Origin of the sequence: Aeromonas sp. 2MA4, assembly GCF_029237305.1 — a bacterium.
Classification (GTDB): domain Bacteria; phylum Pseudomonadota; class Gammaproteobacteria; order Enterobacterales; family Aeromonadaceae; genus Aeromonas; species Aeromonas salmonicida.
On sequence record NZ_JAACFY010000029.1, the window covers coordinates 1 to 14,377 of the forward strand.

Consider the following 14,377-nt stretch of genomic DNA (forward strand, 5'->3'; position numbering starts at 1 on the left):
GCCGGTTGAGTGAAGGGCATGTTAGAACCAGGGAAGAGAGCGATGAAAGGTTCAGATCACAGAATGGGAGAGAAGTTCAAAAAAATCCCCAAGCGACGCTTGGGGATTTTTGTATAAGAGACAGCCCTAGGGTGCCCTTGTTGATTCAGTGATGCTGCAGCTCGCGCGCTTCCCAGTGAAAGGGAATGGGGCTGAGTCGCTGGGATGCCTTGTCGTAACCTTGCCACAGTTCGTCCAGCGTGCGGCCATCAACCGGGTGGCGCAGGCTCGGTGCCAGCTCGGCCAGCGGCCAGAGGACAAAGGCATTGGTGAGGATCTCGCCACGGGGTAGCGCGACCGGTACATCGCAGACCAGATCGCCATACAGCAGCAGATCCAGATCCAGGGTGCGCGGAGCAAACTTCTTGGCATCCGGCTCGCGGCCGTGGGCAAACTCCATGGCACGCAGCCGTTGGCACAGGGTCGCCAGCGGCAGATCTGTGTCGGCGCCGACTACCAGGTTGTAGAAGGGGCGACCGGCAAAGCCAACCGCCTCGCTCTCGAATACCCGGGAGACGGTGAGCTCGCCAAATTCGGCATGCAGGGCATCGAGACCGGCGTGGATATGGTGCTCCCGCTCGATATTGGAACCCAGGCTGATGTAGATACGGGTCATGCAGTGCTCCCTGTTATCTGGTTGGCGCCCGGGCTGATATAGATGCTGGTCATCAGCAGGTGCTCGCAGCCGGAGTGCGATGGCGCAGTATCTCTACCCCGACGCCAGCCGCATTGGGGACAGCACCCGGTTTGGTCAGGGTGACCTTGACCCATTGCACCCGCTCGTCGGCCAGTACCAGCATGGCGACCTGCTCGGCCATGGTTTCGACCAGCTCCACCACCTTGCTGGAGGCGTGATCACAGATCTTGCGAGAGAGGGTGGCGTAATCCAGTGCCAGATTGATATCGTCGGTTGCAGCGGCGGGACGGTTGTCAAACCCCATTTCGAGGTCGAAACAGAGCTTCTGGCGAATGCCCTTCTCCCACTCATATACACCGATGGTGGTCAAAACCTCGAGTCCGCGAATAAACACCTTGTCCATGACAGTACTTCTTCTTTACTCTTGATGGGCTGTGATGACAGCGCAGGGATGCAGGCTCGGCAAGCAGTTTGCCGCGCGGTCGGTTTGGGCGACACGCCTTTGGGCAACCCCAAGCCAGAGAATGTGGCCTGCATCATACCCCATTCATATCGTGGTAAAAACGACCAAGATGACGGCCCTGACGATTTTGATGATTATTCTGGCCTACCTGGGCGGCTCGCTGTCCAGTGCCGTGCTGGTTTCCCGCATCACGGGTCTGCCGGATCCACGGGATCATGGCTCCCATAATCCGGGAGCGACCAATGTGTTGCGTCTCGGTGGTCGAGTGGCTGCGCTGGTGGTCTTGCTGCTCGATGTGCTCAAGGGCACGGCGCCTGTCTATCTTGCCTGGTATCTGCAAATCAAGCCCGTCTACCTCGGCTTTATCGGGGTTGCTGCCTGCCTAGGTCACATGTACCCCATCTTCTTCCACTTTCGGGGTGGCAAGGGGGTGGCGACGGCACTCGGCACCATGATGCCCATTGGCTTCACCATGGGGGGAGCCGTGATCGGCACCTGGCTGCTGGTATTGCTGGTGAGCGGCTACTCCTCGCTGGCCTCCATCATTACCGTGTTGCTTAGCCCACTCTTTACCTATCTGATCAAGCCAGAATACACACTGCCGGTTTCCCTGCTCTCCTGCCTCATCCTTATCCGCCATCACGAGAACATAGCCCGTCTGTTGAAGGGGGAAGAACCCAGAGTCTGGGGCCGCCAGGCACAGCGCCGACAGGAAGAAGTAGGGGAAATGGATGATGTTGCGCAAAAAAGAGACGAACGAGACAAAAAGTGAAATTTCCCGTTGACCACCTGCCTTAAAATCCGTTTAATAGCGCCCACGCCCAGATAGCTCAGTCGGTAGAGCAGGGGATTGAAAATCCCCGTGTCGGCGGTTCGATTCCGTCTCTGGGCACCAAATTTGGTGCCATGAAGTAAAAATTAGTTCATGCACAGTGGTTTAAGTGTGCCGGCTTAGCTCAGTAGGCAGAGCAACTGACTTGTAATCAGTAGGTCACCAGTTCGATTCCGGTAGCCGGCACCATTTATATATTGCCCAGATAGCTCAGTCGGTAGAGCAGGGGATTGAAAATCCCCGTGTCGGCGGTTCGATTCCGTCTCTGGGCACCAAGTACAATTCCTCCTTAGTTCAGTCGGTAGAACGGCGGACTGTTAATCCGTATGTCGCTGGTTCAAGTCCAGCAGGAGGAGCCAACATAAAAGCCCAGCAGCAATGCTGGGCTTTTTCTTTGCCTGTTTTTTACGGCTGACCAGAATCGCATGAGAGGTTCAGTTGTTGTTTGTCGATGGAGATGATGGCCTGCTGGTGATCGTTGAGTCTATTAAGTCCCTCCTCCCTGCTGTTGTTTCATCTGTGGATCAGTCCTACATCACCTTGCCGGCGTGATGCCCTGCATCTTCAGCCAGAATGCCTCCTGACAGAGGTTGTGGAACAGCTTGCGTGGCGGCGTGATGGGCATGTGGCTGGTGACAACTCGATAGCTTATCCAGCATTCGGCGCACAGCTGTTCTGAGGGGACCTGGTCCTGCTCTCTCTGATGACAGATGACGACCCCATTGGCGAACCAATAGGTGCTTTGCTGGTGCTGGATCAGGGTGCCACTCTCGTCATTCTCGCTATAGTGCTCACTCTGCTGATGAGTGATGGTTGCTGGCCCAGGTTGCCGATGGATGGCCTTGATATAGGTAATGAGCTGATTCATTGCTGTTCTTGCTTGTGACGGGAGTGGCGGCGTGGGAACGCAGGTCGCAGATGCCGCGAGCTTAGCACTCGGCGCCGCTGGCGGCAATTCCGACCGGGCGGCAGGGTGGCAGGCATGAAGGAGGAAAAGGTGATGGGGATCCCCAGCAACAAGGCCGAGCTGCTGCTCGCCATCGACACGAATTTTGGCAAGCTGCTCAAGGCGTTGCAGGCCGTCCCCGAGAGCAAGGCACAGGAGTTGGCCATGGAGGGGCGCAGCAAGGGCACCTCCATGAGCGTGGCCAACCTGGTGGCCTACCTCATCGGCTGGAATGAGTTGGTGATCAAGTGGATAGAGCGGGATGCGGCGGGCTTGCCGGTGGATTTTCCCGAGACGGGCTTTAAGTGGAACGAGCTGGGCAGGCTGGCCCAAAAGTTCTATCGGGATTATGAGGGGCTGGCCTATTCGGCACTGCTGGCCCGGCTGATGGCGGCCAGGGCCCGCATCGTCGAGCTGATCGTGACGCGCGGTGACGATGAGCTGTATGGTCGCCCCTGGTATGAGCAGTGGACCCTGGGGCGGATGATCCAGTTCAATACCACCTCTCCCTACCACAATGCCAACGGGCGATTGCGCAAATGGTTGAAGGGGAACGGTATTCGGGTATGAATGTTCCCGGTGTTCCCGGTGTTCCCGGTGTTCCCGGTGTTCCCGGTGTTCCCGGTGTTCCCGGTGTTCCCGGTGTTCCCGGTGTTCCCGGTGTTCCCGGTGTTCCCGATGGCGATGCTGGCTGAAGTGGCCCGTATTCTTTCGCTGACTTGCCCCGGTTGTTATACTCCCGCCCCTCAATTTTCCCGGGTGCCGGGTTTATCTTCCCCCTGGCGTGAGGCGGCTTGCCATGCTGCCTTGTCTGGCAAGCGGGTGTTTCCTCCTGAGTTCAGTCGCCAGTTCGGCGGGCTGTTCATCCGGTGTCACGAGTTCAATAACAAAAACAACGATTCACACAGAGACAGTCATCAGGATTGGTATGGAAAATCAAGCAGTTAAAGATTCGCATGCAACGCAAACCTCCCTTCGCCGCTGGCTGGAGCCGGTACTGGTACTGGCCATTCTGGGCAGCCTGTTCGGTTACCTCGGCAGTCTGATGGGGCTCTCCGCCCTGGTCAACACCCTGTTCAATACGGCCCATCAGCTGCTGCTCAATACTGTGCTCTTCATCATGGGGATTACAGTGCTATCGGGGGCGCTGAGCCAGCTGCTCAGTGAGTTCGGGGTGATCCGCCTGCTGGAGGTGCTGCTGGCGCCACTGATGAAGCCCATCTTCCGTCTGCCGGGCCGCACCGCCCTGGCGGCTCTGATGACGTTCTTTTCAGACAACCCGGCGGTGATCAGCCTCGCCAAAGACAGTCGCTTTCGCAAGGGCTTCACCCCCTGGCAACTGGTGTCTCTGACCAACTTCGGGACGGCTTTTGGCATGGGGCTGATCGTGGTGACCTTCATGGCCACCCTGCAACTGCCGAGCGGTGAATCCACTGCCAGTGCGGCCTTGATAGGTCTGCTCGGTGCCCTCATCGGCTCAGTGGTCTCGACCCGGTTGATGCAGCGCATGATCAGGCCGCTGGTGGGGGAGACCCTGATTGATGACGAAGCGGTGAGTGTGGGCGCCAAGCCCGGGCTGAGTCAGGAAGCGGCTCCCACCTGGCTCCGGGTGCTCAATGCCCTGCTCGATGGTGGCAAGTCCGGGGTGGAGCTCGGCATGGCGGTGATCCCGGGTGTGCTCATCATCAGTACCTTCGTCATGTTGCTGACCTTTGGTCCTGGCGACAAGGGCTATACCGGCGAGGCCTTCCAGGGGGTGGCGCTGCTGCCCGTGCTGGCGGCCAAGGTGGGCTGGCTGTTCGAGATGCTGTTCGGTTTTACCCATGCCGAGCTGGTGGTCTTCCCCGTAACTTCGCTGGGAGCGGTCGGGGCCGCCATGTCGCTGGTGCCTCCTTTCATCGGCAAGGGGTGGATCACCGGCAACGAGGTGGCGGTATTCACCGCCATGGGCATGTGCTGGAGCGGCTTTCTGAGTACTCACACCGCCATGCTGGATGCGCTCGGTTATCGCCATCTCACCTCCCGCGCCATAGTGGCTCATACCATAGGTGGTCTCTGCGCAGGTGTGGCGGCCCATCAGCTCTACCTGCTGCTGGGCTGAGTCGGGTTCAGATAACAAAAGAGGCTCTTCGGAGCCTCTTTGCATTTCTCGTTGCGATCACGCTGGCAGCATCGAGACGGCCAGCCCGGCGTTGTGCTCACTCGACATGGCCAATGACGGTTTGTTCTATCACGGCTCCGGGCATCATCTGTTGTATGCCTTCAATCAGCTTGTTCCCGGCTGCTTGCAAAGCTTCCAGGGGCATTTCGGGCAAGCTCTCCAGAATGAACCACATCATGCTCGACTCCACACTGAGCCTGGTCCTGACCCCCTGTCTCCAGTTCCAGCGTCGGCACGTCACCCCCTTGTCATCCCGCCATACCACTTCGCCGGGTTCTGGAGATTCATGAGCCACTTCGCCGCCCTTCATTGTGTCGAATAGCTCGCTGCCATCGGCAACTACCAACCTTGGCATCCCTTCATAGGTAGTCAGGTTTTCGCCCCCGACCGGTATGGCGTACTCAATGCTGATGGCGTTATAGAGGTCAACGACAGGATCGATACTCGGCAGGCTGCCATCACGGACAAGCCGTTTTCTCAGGGCTTCGGCGGAGCAGGGAGTGCGCTGTGGTTTGGCGCCAAACTTTCTAAAGAGGTCCGCCCAGGCAGATAGGTGTGCATCGGCCCAGGGGGCATCTTCTCTGGCCATGGCAAGGGAGGCTTGTTCCAGAGCCCGCGTCCCCACAGTGGGGTCTGCAATGGCAGCCGCCTGGACAGTGATACTCAAGGCCCGGAATCCGGGGGCCATATCGGTCACTTCAGGGGTGATTAACGGCTTGAACAAGGGCATAGCGACTCCAGGGGATTCATTGATAGAGACGACATTTGATGTCCCGATGGCGCATGGCATCAGCCACATCAAACTCAATTTGAGAGCCATCTTGCTTGGGCGATGGTAATAAGAAAATTTACAAAATCTTAAGGCCAATAAGGATTTGGAATGACAAGCAGCCCGTCAGTGAACGATTGGCCTCGGATCTCGATCCAGAAAGAAGCTCTGTCTTTTCGTTGATCTCTCGCGAAATGGGATGAGCCGCTCAGGAGCGCTATCTCTGATGCTGCTGAACAACATCAACAACAAGGGCGCCGAGGCGCCCGTTTGCTTGAGTGTCAGACTGACGACATTACAGATTGCCCTGTTTGGGAATGGGGATGCCGAGCAGCAAGTTATCCATCATGCCGACCATGCGGCCCAGCTCGGGTTTGGTGATGGTGTCATTGGCCCCCAGCTGCAATGCCTTCTGGCGGTTGTCATCACTCATCAGCGACGAGAACATTATGATGGGGGTGGTCTTGAAGGCGGGGGTGTCCCGCAGCCGTTTGAGCAGATGCATGCCATCCATTCGGGGCATCTCGACGTCTGTGATGATGCCGCTGACAAACTCGGACACAGGTATCTTCTCCTCCTGTGACAGGCGGTCAAACTCCGTCAGCATCTCCAGCCCTTCTCCCCCGTCCTTGGCCGTCACCACGTTGTAGCCAGCGGTGCGCAGCGTTGTCTCTATCATCTTGCGGATGAAGGCCGAGTCGTCGACCACCAGAATGCTCTTGGCCTGGCGCAGTGCCATCATGCGATCATCGATGATGACCTTGCGATCCTGGGTCACATCGTATTTCTCCATGCTGAGCTCTGGGTTGATGTCGGCGATGATCTTCTCGAAGTCGAGGATCATGATGAGGTTGCCATCGCGCCTGACCACGGCGACCACGCAATCATTCTCGCCCGCTTCCAGAAACTGGCTGGGGGATTCCACATCCTCCCAGGAGACTCTATGGATCCTGCTGACACTGTCGATGAGAAAGCCGTTCGCCATCTTGTTGAAGTCGGTGACGATAACCACTTTGTTGCTGTTGTCCGGGTTAGTGCGGATCCCGAGCCAGCCCGCCAGATCCACCAGTGGGATCAGCCGTTCACGCAGCGAGAAAACCCCGACCATGTGGCGCTGGGCATTGGGGTAGTCGGTCGTTTCCGGTACCCGGATCACCTCGCGCACCTTGGCGACGTTGATACCGTAATAGGCAATCTTCTCCCTGCCATCTGGCAGATGCTTCTTGAGATGAAACTCGATGATTTCGAGCTCGTTGGTCCCGCTCTCGGTCAGGATGGATTTACGCTCTTCCCCGTTTTTGGACATCATGGCGACTCTCGTGCTTCTGGTTGCGCTGGCAGCACCGGCTGCGGTTTTCCCTCAGTATAGGAATGGATCCGTCCACACCGGAGAGATCCACACAACATAACCCTCATAACTGCTTGATCCCGCAAGTAGGAAGGCACGTAACAGCTTAACAGGGAAACAAAGATGCGATGGAGAAGACCATCACACTCACCACAAACAGGAGCGGAACATGGCAGAGGCTGTGGTTGTGATAGGGGCAGGGGGCGGAATCGGGCAGGCACTGGTGGCGCACTGGCTGGCGGCAGGAGCCAACCCAGTCATTGCGGTTAGTCGTCAGCAGGCCCCCGCCGGGAGTGATGATCCCCGCTTGCATTGGCTGCCCTGCGATTACAGCGACCAGCAGATGAGCCACTGCGTCAGCCATATTGCCGGACTGGCTCCCGGTTTGCGCCATCTGGTGATCTGCAATGGCGTTTTGCATCAGGGGGAGATCAAGCCGGAAAAACGGCTGGAAGCGCTCAATGTCGAGGCCATGACCCGCCTCTACCAGACCAATGCCTTGCTGCCGCTGCGCTGGATCAACCAGCTGCTCCCGCTGTTTGGCACTTCACCCTGCACCCTAGCGGTACTCAGTGCCAGGGTCGGCAGCATTGGCGACAACCGCGCTGGGGGTTGGTATGGCTATCGTGCTGCCAAAGCCGCTCTCAATATGTTGCTCAAGTGCGCGTCCATCGAACTCGCCCGGCGTGCCCCGGGCGTCAAGCTGCTGGCGTTTCATCCGGGCACTGTGGATACCCAGCTCTCGCGTCCGTTTCACGCCAATGTGCCGGCCGGCAGCTTGCAGACGCCAGAGCAGGTAGCTCACCATCTGGTGAGTTTGATGGCGCGATTGGTGCCTGACGGCGAACTCAGCTATCTCGACTGGCAGGGCAAGGCTATCGAGTGGTAGGGGCATCCAGCAGGCGAGCCAGCAGGGTCCGCAGCGCCTTGATGATGGCCGGCTTGCCCGCCAGTTGCAGCCTGGCAGCCAGTCGACCCCAGTCCGCGTATTGCCAGATGGTGGCGATCAGCAGCTGGCATTCGCTTGGCGTCAAGTAGGCTAGTTGCGGCAGATTGCCTGTCAGCCAGCGCTGTAGAGTGGATTGGCACAGCTCGAACGGCTTGTGGTGATGGGCGAAGCAATCAAGCTCATCCCGTTCAAACTCATCCAGCTCAGGCACGGCCAGCTCTTGTCCCTTCACACATTGCCACACCAGTTCGGGAGCCAGCTCTTTCAACTCCCCGGCCAGCAGGGTAGGTAGCTGTTGTACGAAGCGCTGGCGCCACAGGTCCAGCTCGGCTTGCCACTCGGGTTTCAACGCCTTGAGCAGCAGGGCGGCATGGCTGCCGCTGGCGGCATCTCGCTGCAAACCGATGCGCAGTGTCACCAGCCCGGCCTTGCGCCAGAAGGGCAACAAGTCGGCGCTGGCCGAGAAAGCGGAGCCGAGATAATCGAGCCCTTCCTCCCGGTAGTAGTCCTCCAGCTGGCCGAGCAGTCGTGAGCCAAGCCCGTGGCGATGCAGCGCCGGGTGGATGGCGATGCGCATCACCCGTGCGTAGCTGCGTCCCCCGGCTGTCTTGAAACCGGCGTGGGCAAGCAGGGACTGTGGCAGCAGATGGCCGCGCGGGCGCCGTCGGCCCGCCCAGATAGCCTCGGCGAGTTCGGGGGCGATATTGCCCTCCCGCGCTACCAGCGCGACCCCCAGCAGGCTCTGCGCCTGTTCCAGCAGGTGGATGTCGAGATCCGGACTCTCCAGCAGAGATCTGAGGTCGCTCGGCGTGGTCTGGTAGTGGGCCAGCACCAGCAGGCCGAATACTTGATTCAGCAGTGCCTCATCGGCGGCCAGCGTCCCTTGCCCGATCAGCCGCCAGCTCGGGTTGGTCGGCGGTTGGGGAGCATCTACCTGGGTATTGAGGCCAAGGAGACGAAACACCAGCGGTTCCATCGGGTCGCGAGTGCTCCAGCGGATGGGCTCGGCCAGGTGGATCTCATGCCAATCCGGCGTCTGGCGGTCAAGCACTCGCTTGAAACGCAGGTGAAAGCCGCGCCCCGTCCCCTCGTAGCCGTGTTCTGTGGTGGCGAAGATGATGCGACTGTGGCGGGCCAGCATGGCCTCCAGCAGCGGCGTAGGGATGGCGGCGGCTTCATCCACCAGCAACAGATCGGGTTGCAGCGCCTCATGTACCAGTCGATCCGGTGAACAGAACTCAAGGCCCACAAGCTGCTCTTGGGTGGTATCGAGCGCCCGGGCGGCGTGGGCGAACAGGGTGGCGACAGTGGCCTGAGAGGGTGCCGTCACCACTATCTTCAGGTCGGGTTGCTGGCGCAGCAGCGCAGCGGCGGCGAGGCCCAGCAGGCTGCTCTTGCCGCGTCCCCGATCGGCGCTCAGCACCAGGGGACGGCGGCGATGGCCGTGCAGCACCCTGTGGATGGCAGGCAGCGCCCGTGCCTGATCGTCACTCAATGACCGTTCGGGCCCAATCGGTTGCCAGGGCTGTGGGCTGGTGGGCGGGAGCAGGGAGAGCGCAGGATCGCCTGTCAGCAGCCGCACCAGCCGGGCGATAAAGCCGTGACCCGCCCGGCTTGCCTCCTCCGGCTGGGCCACCAATCTGATCCGGTCGGGATCCGGCCATGCTGGCCACAACTCTCTGGGTGGCGTCAGCAGCAGCAGCAGGCCGCCCGCCCGCAGTGTGCCCGCCAGGGCGCCGAAGGCGTCGGGGTGAAAGCCGCTGAAAGCGTTTAACACCAGCGTGTCGCACTCCTGACCCAGCCGTTGCAGCGCCTTGGCGGCGGGAACGGGCCCATGGTGGGCGGGGCCTTCCCCCAGCCAGAAGATGGCACCGTCCAGCAGCGGCTCGGCACGGGTGATGCAATCAGCCTCATCTCCTTCCAGCCAGATCAGTCGCCGCTCGCCAGCATGGGCGAGGGTTTGGCGCAGGGCTTTCACCTCGGCAGGGCTCATGAGGCTGAACTGTCGCCCGCTTTGACGCGCGGTTCAAACATGCGATCCCCAGTCTGGTCGATGAAGGTATGGGCCTTTTGCACCATGAAACGCTCCGCATCGGCTGGGTTGGCAAACAGATCGGATCGGATAAACCGATGGGTTTGCAGCACACCATCCAACTCCTTGGTGATGCGGCCCGCCAACCGGTACTGACCCCCTTCCGTCATGGGCTCTGGATAGATGAGATAACCGGCGTATTCGGTGGGAGTGACGTCGACGGCTTGGGCTGGTTGGCCCCCGAACAGCGCTGTGAACAGTTTCTTGAGCATGATGTTTTCCTCTGTGACAGAGGCATTGTCCCCAAGGGGCTGATGGCTGGCAAGCGGGGGATCTTATTACTAATTGTTATTTGCACTACGAACCATTCTCATTTAGATTTCATGGCATTCCAGCATGAGGTAAACACTATGTACGTCTGTTTGTGCCGTGGCATCACAGATACCCAGATCCGCAAGGCGGTACAGGCAGGCAAGAGCGAGTTTCGTCAACTCAAACAGTCGCTGGAGGTAGGTGCCCAGTGTGGCAAGTGCGTGCGCATGACCATGGAGATCATCGCCGCCGAACTCGACAAGGCAGAGCTGGAAACGGCCCCGCTCTACTACGAAGTGGCCTGACCTAGACCCTGGCGTTTTCCAACCCGACCCGGCAGCAGGGTCACCCTTCCTTTCAGGCTAGCTGGCTCGCCAGACCTCTGGTTGTCACTTTTCTGGACTAAGCTCTAACGATCGAAGCCTCAGGCACGAACCAAGGAGCAGAGTCGATGAAAGGAGATCCCAAGATCATTGCCCACCTCAACAAGGTGCTGGCCAATGAGCTGATTGCCATCAACCAATACTTCCTGCATGCCCGCATCTACGATGACTGGGGCCTCAAGGCGCTCGGGCACAAGGAGTATCACGAGTCCATCGATGAGATGAAGCACGCCGACGAGCTGGTCAAACGGGTGTTGTTTCTGGAAGGGCTGCCCAACTTGCAGGATCTGGGCAAGCTGCGCATCGGTGAGACGGTGGAGGAGATGCTGCGCTGTGATTTGTCGCTGGAGATGGACGCCATCCCCGACCTGAAAGTGGCCATCGCCTATGCCGAGTCGGTGCAGGATTACATCAGCCGTGACCTGTTCCAGGACATCCTGGAAGATGAAGAGGAGCACGTGGACTGGCTGGAGACCCAGCTCGATCTCATCGATCGTATCGGGCTGGAGAACTATCAGCAGTCACAGCTGCATCACGGCTCATCCTGAATAGTTATGGCATGAAAAGCTGACTTAAAAACCCGCCAAGGCGGGTTTTTTCATATCCGTTGCATAGCTTTTCATCAGCTTTATCCATATGAAAAATAAGCTTATTTTTGTTAATCAGGTCGCAAAAATATGTTGAGCAGATGTGCACTATTGGGACCCCTATCGGGGGCACACAATAACAACAGGTTAAAGGACTACACCATGCACTTCTTGCCCAACAAGCTGGCGCTGGCTTGCGCCATCGCACTCTCTCTCGCTGCCTGCAATGACAACAGCTCCAACGCGCCGGCGGATCCCGCCGCTACCAAGGCATCCCTGATGCAAATCATGGATGAGGCCCAGCGTGCGAGTCAGGCGCTGGACCCTTACGGATTTGCCATTGATGCGCCAGGGATCGCCCAGCGCAAGGCGCTCGACGGTTCGCTGCTTACCCGGCTGGATGCCATGGATCCGAGCGTGTTGAGCGAGAGGGACCGACTGTTCTACGACATGATCCGCTGGGATTTGCAGATCAACCTGGCGGGCTACGAGCTGCCTCAATCCCAGATCCCGATCCATCACTTCCGCAATCGGGTGGTGGATCTGGCCGATGAGGTCGGGGCTGCGCCCGCCAGCGGCAAGGCAGCCCGCACAATCAGCAGCGGCTTCGATTACTTCGAGCAGAGCTCGGCCGAGCGAGTCGCGCCGGGAGATGCAGCCTGGCGGCGTGATCTGGATCGTACACCTGCGGGGACGGTTGTAGCCACGCGGGCGAAGGCGGTGAGGGCACCGCTGGCCTGGTATCAGGAACACCTCACCTGGCTCAAGGCCTACGACGCCTATCTGGCCGAAGTGAAGCATCAGTTCGAGCTGGGCAGCACCCAGGGCAACACTTTGCCGAATGAGCTGGTGGACAGGCTGCTGTCCCAGCTCGACAGCAAGCTGGACGGTGAAGCCATCTCCGGTGCCTACCTCGGCTGGCAACAGCTGCCAGGGGAGGCCGATGAGGCACTGCGCACCGATTACAAGGCGGTGCTGGACAGCATCAACGGCCGCTATCTGGCACTGCGGGACTATCTGGATTATCAGCATGGCGGCGCTTATGCAGTGCGTCTTGGCAGCGGCGAGTGTGATGATGGCTTCTGCGGCATGACCAATGGCCGTGACTGGTATCGCTGGTTGCTGAAGAAGCACACCACCACCGAGATGACGCCGGAGCAGGTGCATGCGCTGGGGCTGAGCGAGGTGGAGCGGATCTTCGGCGCCATGGTCAAGGTGTGTCATACCGTCGGCAAGTGCGACAGCGGTGAGGTGGCACAGAGCAAGCAGAGCGGCCAGATCTATGACTTCTTCCGCTATCTCAACGAGCCGGCCTTCTTCTACCAGAATCCGCTGGCTGTCTGGTCTGCCGGTTTGAATCCGAGCAATGCGGCAGGGGCGGCGCTGAGTGAGCCACAACAGCAGGCGCTGGCCGAACATGAGCGGGCACTGCGGGAGTACAACGCCTTCAAGAGCAAGGCCGCGCTGGTGTTGCCGGACTTCTTCGATGCCGAGCGCACCATCCCCAAACTGGATTACGAGGTGGTGCCCGTTTCCTATGAGGATGCGCCCTATGGCGGCGTTGCCTGGTATCAGGACGGCAACCCGCAGACCGGTCGCAAGGGGCAGTTCTTCCTCAATACCTACTATCCCTATGGTTTGCAGAGCTGGAACATCAGCACCCTGCTGGCTCATGAGGCGGCGCCTGGACACCACTTCCAGATCACCATAGCCCAGGAGCTGGCGGCCAAGGATCCCGACTTCCCGCAGTATGTGGCGAACGCTTCCTATACCGCCTATGCGGAGGGCTGGGCGCTCTACACCGAATACCTGGCGGATCACGACATGGGGCTCTATCAGGGACGCGGCCTCTACGATCCGGCCGTGGGAGATGTGAAGGTCGAGGGCTCGTCCGCGTTCAACAACCAGCTGCAGTATTTCGGACGCCTCAACGAGGAGATGCTCAGGGCCATGCGGCTGGTGGTGGATACCGGCATTCACTGGTATGGCTGGAGCCACGACAAGGCCGTCAATTACATGCAGAAGAATTCGGCGTTGGGGGCGGGAGACATAGGATCAGAGGTGCCGCGCTACATGGCCTATACCGGTCAGGCCACGTCTTACAAGGCGGGTCAGCTGGCGCTGATCCGGATGCGGGAGTCCGCCGAGCAGGACCTTGGTAGCCAGTTTGATCTCAAGGCCTTCCACCACCATGTACTGGAATACGGCATGTTGCCCATCTCTGTGCTTGAGCAGAAGAACCGGCAGTGGATTGAACAGTCGAAGTGATCACAGTTACGGCGCCCGGCAAGGCAGCGGGCGCCGCTTTCGATTAGGATACGGCTCTATTTCCATCACAATGCTACGGATGATTTACATGGAACTGATTGCACGTGAGATGGCCCCCCACAAGCGGGTGGCGCTGGTGGCTCACGACAACATGAAGACCCCTTTGCTGAACTGGGTGATGCGCCGCAAGGAGGAGCTCAAGCTCCACCATCTCTATGCGACCGGCACCACGGGCACCATGCTCGGCAAGCAGGCGCAACTGCCCATTACCTGCCTCTTCTCCGGCCCCATGGGCGGGGACCAGCAGCTCGGTGCCCTGATTGCCGAAGGCAAGATAGATGTGTTGATCTTCTTCTGGGATCCCCTCAATGCGGTGCCCCACGATCCGGATGTGAAAGCGCTGCTGCGCCTCGCTGCGGTATGGAACATTCCAGTTGCCACCAACGAGGCGACCGCAGATTTCATCATGGACTGCCCCCATATGCGGCAGGCATTCAGCGTACAGATCCCGGATTATGCTGGCTATTTGAAAGCCAGGACCGAATAAAGGTAGATCCATCACTCTGTGCTGGTTACTTGAAAGCCAGGACTGAATGTAAACAAGCAGATAGCAAAGAGCCGGACACAGTCCGGCTCTTTTATTTGAAAGAT

16 protein-coding genes and 4 tRNA genes are annotated in these 14,377 nt (G+C 59.1%); 13 read left to right on the forward strand and 7 right to left on the reverse strand.

Going from position 1 to position 14,377, the window contains the following annotated elements; all coding sequences use genetic code 11:
- Positions 1-145: 145 nt before the first annotated feature.
- Positions 146-655, reverse strand: coding sequence for a 2-amino-4-hydroxy-6-hydroxymethyldihydropteridine diphosphokinase (gene folK, locus GWQ31_RS20760; RefSeq protein ID WP_058394570.1), 510 nt, complete (start codon positions 653-655; stop codon positions 146-148).
- Positions 656-707: 52 nt separating this feature from the next.
- Complete coding sequence (gene folB, locus GWQ31_RS20765) at positions 708-1,079, reverse strand: dihydroneopterin aldolase (protein ID WP_275908312.1); 372 nt, start codon at positions 1,077-1,079, stop codon at positions 708-710.
- A gap of 169 nt (positions 1,080-1,248) precedes the next feature.
- On the opposite strand from folB, the gene plsY reads away from it, so the two are divergent.
- The 5 genes from plsY (at position 1,249) to GWQ31_RS20790 (ending at position 2,330) form a co-directional block, all read left to right on the forward strand.
- The gene (plsY, locus tag GWQ31_RS20770) at positions 1,249-1,911 is read left to right on the forward strand and encodes a glycerol-3-phosphate 1-O-acyltransferase PlsY (protein ID WP_059169255.1); all 663 of its coding nucleotides are present in this window, start codon (positions 1,249-1,251) and stop codon (positions 1,909-1,911) included.
- Between the two features lie 47 nt (positions 1,912-1,958).
- A tRNA-Phe gene (locus tag GWQ31_RS20775) sits at positions 1,959-2,034 on the forward strand.
- Between the two features lie 50 nt (positions 2,035-2,084).
- Positions 2,085-2,160, forward strand: a tRNA-Thr gene (locus GWQ31_RS20780).
- Positions 2,161-2,170: 10 nt separating this feature from the next.
- Positions 2,171-2,246: transfer RNA gene (locus tag GWQ31_RS20785), tRNA-Phe, on the forward strand.
- An 8-nt stretch (positions 2,247-2,254) separates the two neighbouring features.
- Positions 2,255-2,330 (forward strand) — tRNA-Asn (locus GWQ31_RS20790).
- Positions 2,331-2,506: 176 nt separating this feature from the next.
- Here GWQ31_RS20790 and GWQ31_RS20795 read toward each other — a convergent pair.
- Positions 2,507-2,839, reverse strand: a complete 333-nt coding sequence (locus GWQ31_RS20795) for a hypothetical protein (RefSeq protein WP_275910180.1) — start codon at positions 2,837-2,839, stop codon at positions 2,507-2,509.
- 132 nt (positions 2,840-2,971) lie between these two features.
- Here GWQ31_RS20795 and GWQ31_RS20800 point away from each other — a divergent pair, with 132 nt between their 5' ends.
- From GWQ31_RS20800 to GWQ31_RS20810, 3 genes are read left to right on the forward strand one after another with little or no spacing between them, the layout of a single operon-like run.
- Entirely contained in the window at positions 2,972-3,487 is a 516-nt protein-coding gene (locus GWQ31_RS20800) for a ClbS/DfsB family four-helix bundle protein (protein WP_265462638.1), read from the forward strand.
- Positions 3,488-3,865 (forward strand): hypothetical protein, encoded by a 378-nt coding sequence (locus tag GWQ31_RS20805; RefSeq protein ID WP_275910181.1) that lies wholly within the window; start codon positions 3,488-3,490, stop codon positions 3,863-3,865.
- Complete coding sequence (locus GWQ31_RS20810) at positions 3,846-5,018, forward strand: nucleoside recognition domain-containing protein (protein WP_275910182.1); 1,173 nt, start codon at positions 3,846-3,848, stop codon at positions 5,016-5,018. Before GWQ31_RS20805 ends, GWQ31_RS20810 begins: the two co-directional genes overlap by 20 nt.
- 97 nt (positions 5,019-5,115) lie before the next feature.
- Here GWQ31_RS20810 and GWQ31_RS20815 read toward each other — a convergent pair whose 3' ends face one another.
- Positions 5,116-5,808, reverse strand: coding sequence for a B3/4 domain-containing protein (locus GWQ31_RS20815; protein WP_275910183.1), 693 nt, complete (start codon positions 5,806-5,808; stop codon positions 5,116-5,118).
- Positions 5,809-6,142: 334 nt separating this feature from the next.
- Positions 6,143-7,156, reverse strand: coding sequence for a chemotaxis protein (locus GWQ31_RS20820; RefSeq protein WP_169046885.1), 1,014 nt, complete (start codon positions 7,154-7,156; stop codon positions 6,143-6,145).
- Positions 7,157-7,364: 208 nt separating this feature from the next.
- On the opposite strand from GWQ31_RS20820, the gene GWQ31_RS20825 reads away from it, so the two are divergent.
- A complete protein-coding gene (locus GWQ31_RS20825) occupies positions 7,365-8,084 on the forward strand; it encodes an SDR family NAD(P)-dependent oxidoreductase (protein ID WP_275910184.1) in 720 nt (239 codons plus the stop codon).
- Here GWQ31_RS20825 and GWQ31_RS20830 read toward each other — a convergent pair.
- Both GWQ31_RS20830 and GWQ31_RS20835 read right to left on the reverse strand, forming a co-directional pair.
- On the reverse strand, positions 8,071-10,137 hold the full coding sequence (locus tag GWQ31_RS20830) for a GNAT family N-acetyltransferase (RefSeq protein WP_275910185.1): 2,067 nt from the start codon (positions 10,135-10,137) through the stop codon (positions 8,071-8,073). The two genes, GWQ31_RS20825 and GWQ31_RS20830, sit on opposite strands and share 14 nt — an antisense overlap.
- Positions 10,134-10,448 carry an HlyU family transcriptional regulator gene (locus GWQ31_RS20835; RefSeq protein WP_275910186.1) on the reverse strand — a complete coding sequence of 105 codons (315 nt, stop codon included), beginning with the start codon at positions 10,446-10,448 and terminating at the stop codon, positions 10,134-10,136. Before GWQ31_RS20835 ends, GWQ31_RS20830 begins: the two co-directional genes overlap by 4 nt.
- Before the next feature lie 138 nt (positions 10,449-10,586).
- Between GWQ31_RS20835 and GWQ31_RS20840 the strand changes: the two genes are divergently transcribed.
- From GWQ31_RS20840 to GWQ31_RS20855, 4 genes are all read left to right on the forward strand, one after another.
- Entirely contained in the window at positions 10,587-10,793 is a 207-nt protein-coding gene (locus GWQ31_RS20840) for a bacterioferritin-associated ferredoxin (RefSeq protein WP_005314070.1), read from the forward strand.
- A gap of 146 nt (positions 10,794-10,939) precedes the next feature.
- On the forward strand, positions 10,940-11,419 hold the full coding sequence (gene bfr / locus GWQ31_RS20845) for a bacterioferritin (protein ID WP_005314068.1): 480 nt from the start codon (positions 10,940-10,942) through the stop codon (positions 11,417-11,419).
- 201 nt (positions 11,420-11,620) lie between these two features.
- Positions 11,621-13,726: a DUF885 domain-containing protein gene (locus tag GWQ31_RS20850; protein WP_275910187.1), complete on the forward strand. Its 2,106-nt coding sequence runs from the start codon at positions 11,621-11,623 to the stop codon at positions 13,724-13,726.
- A gap of 88 nt (positions 13,727-13,814) precedes the next feature.
- On the forward strand, positions 13,815-14,273 hold the full coding sequence (locus tag GWQ31_RS20855; protein ID WP_021139003.1) for a methylglyoxal synthase: 459 nt from the start codon (positions 13,815-13,817) through the stop codon (positions 14,271-14,273).
- The last annotated feature ends 104 nt before the right edge of the window (positions 14,274-14,377 follow it).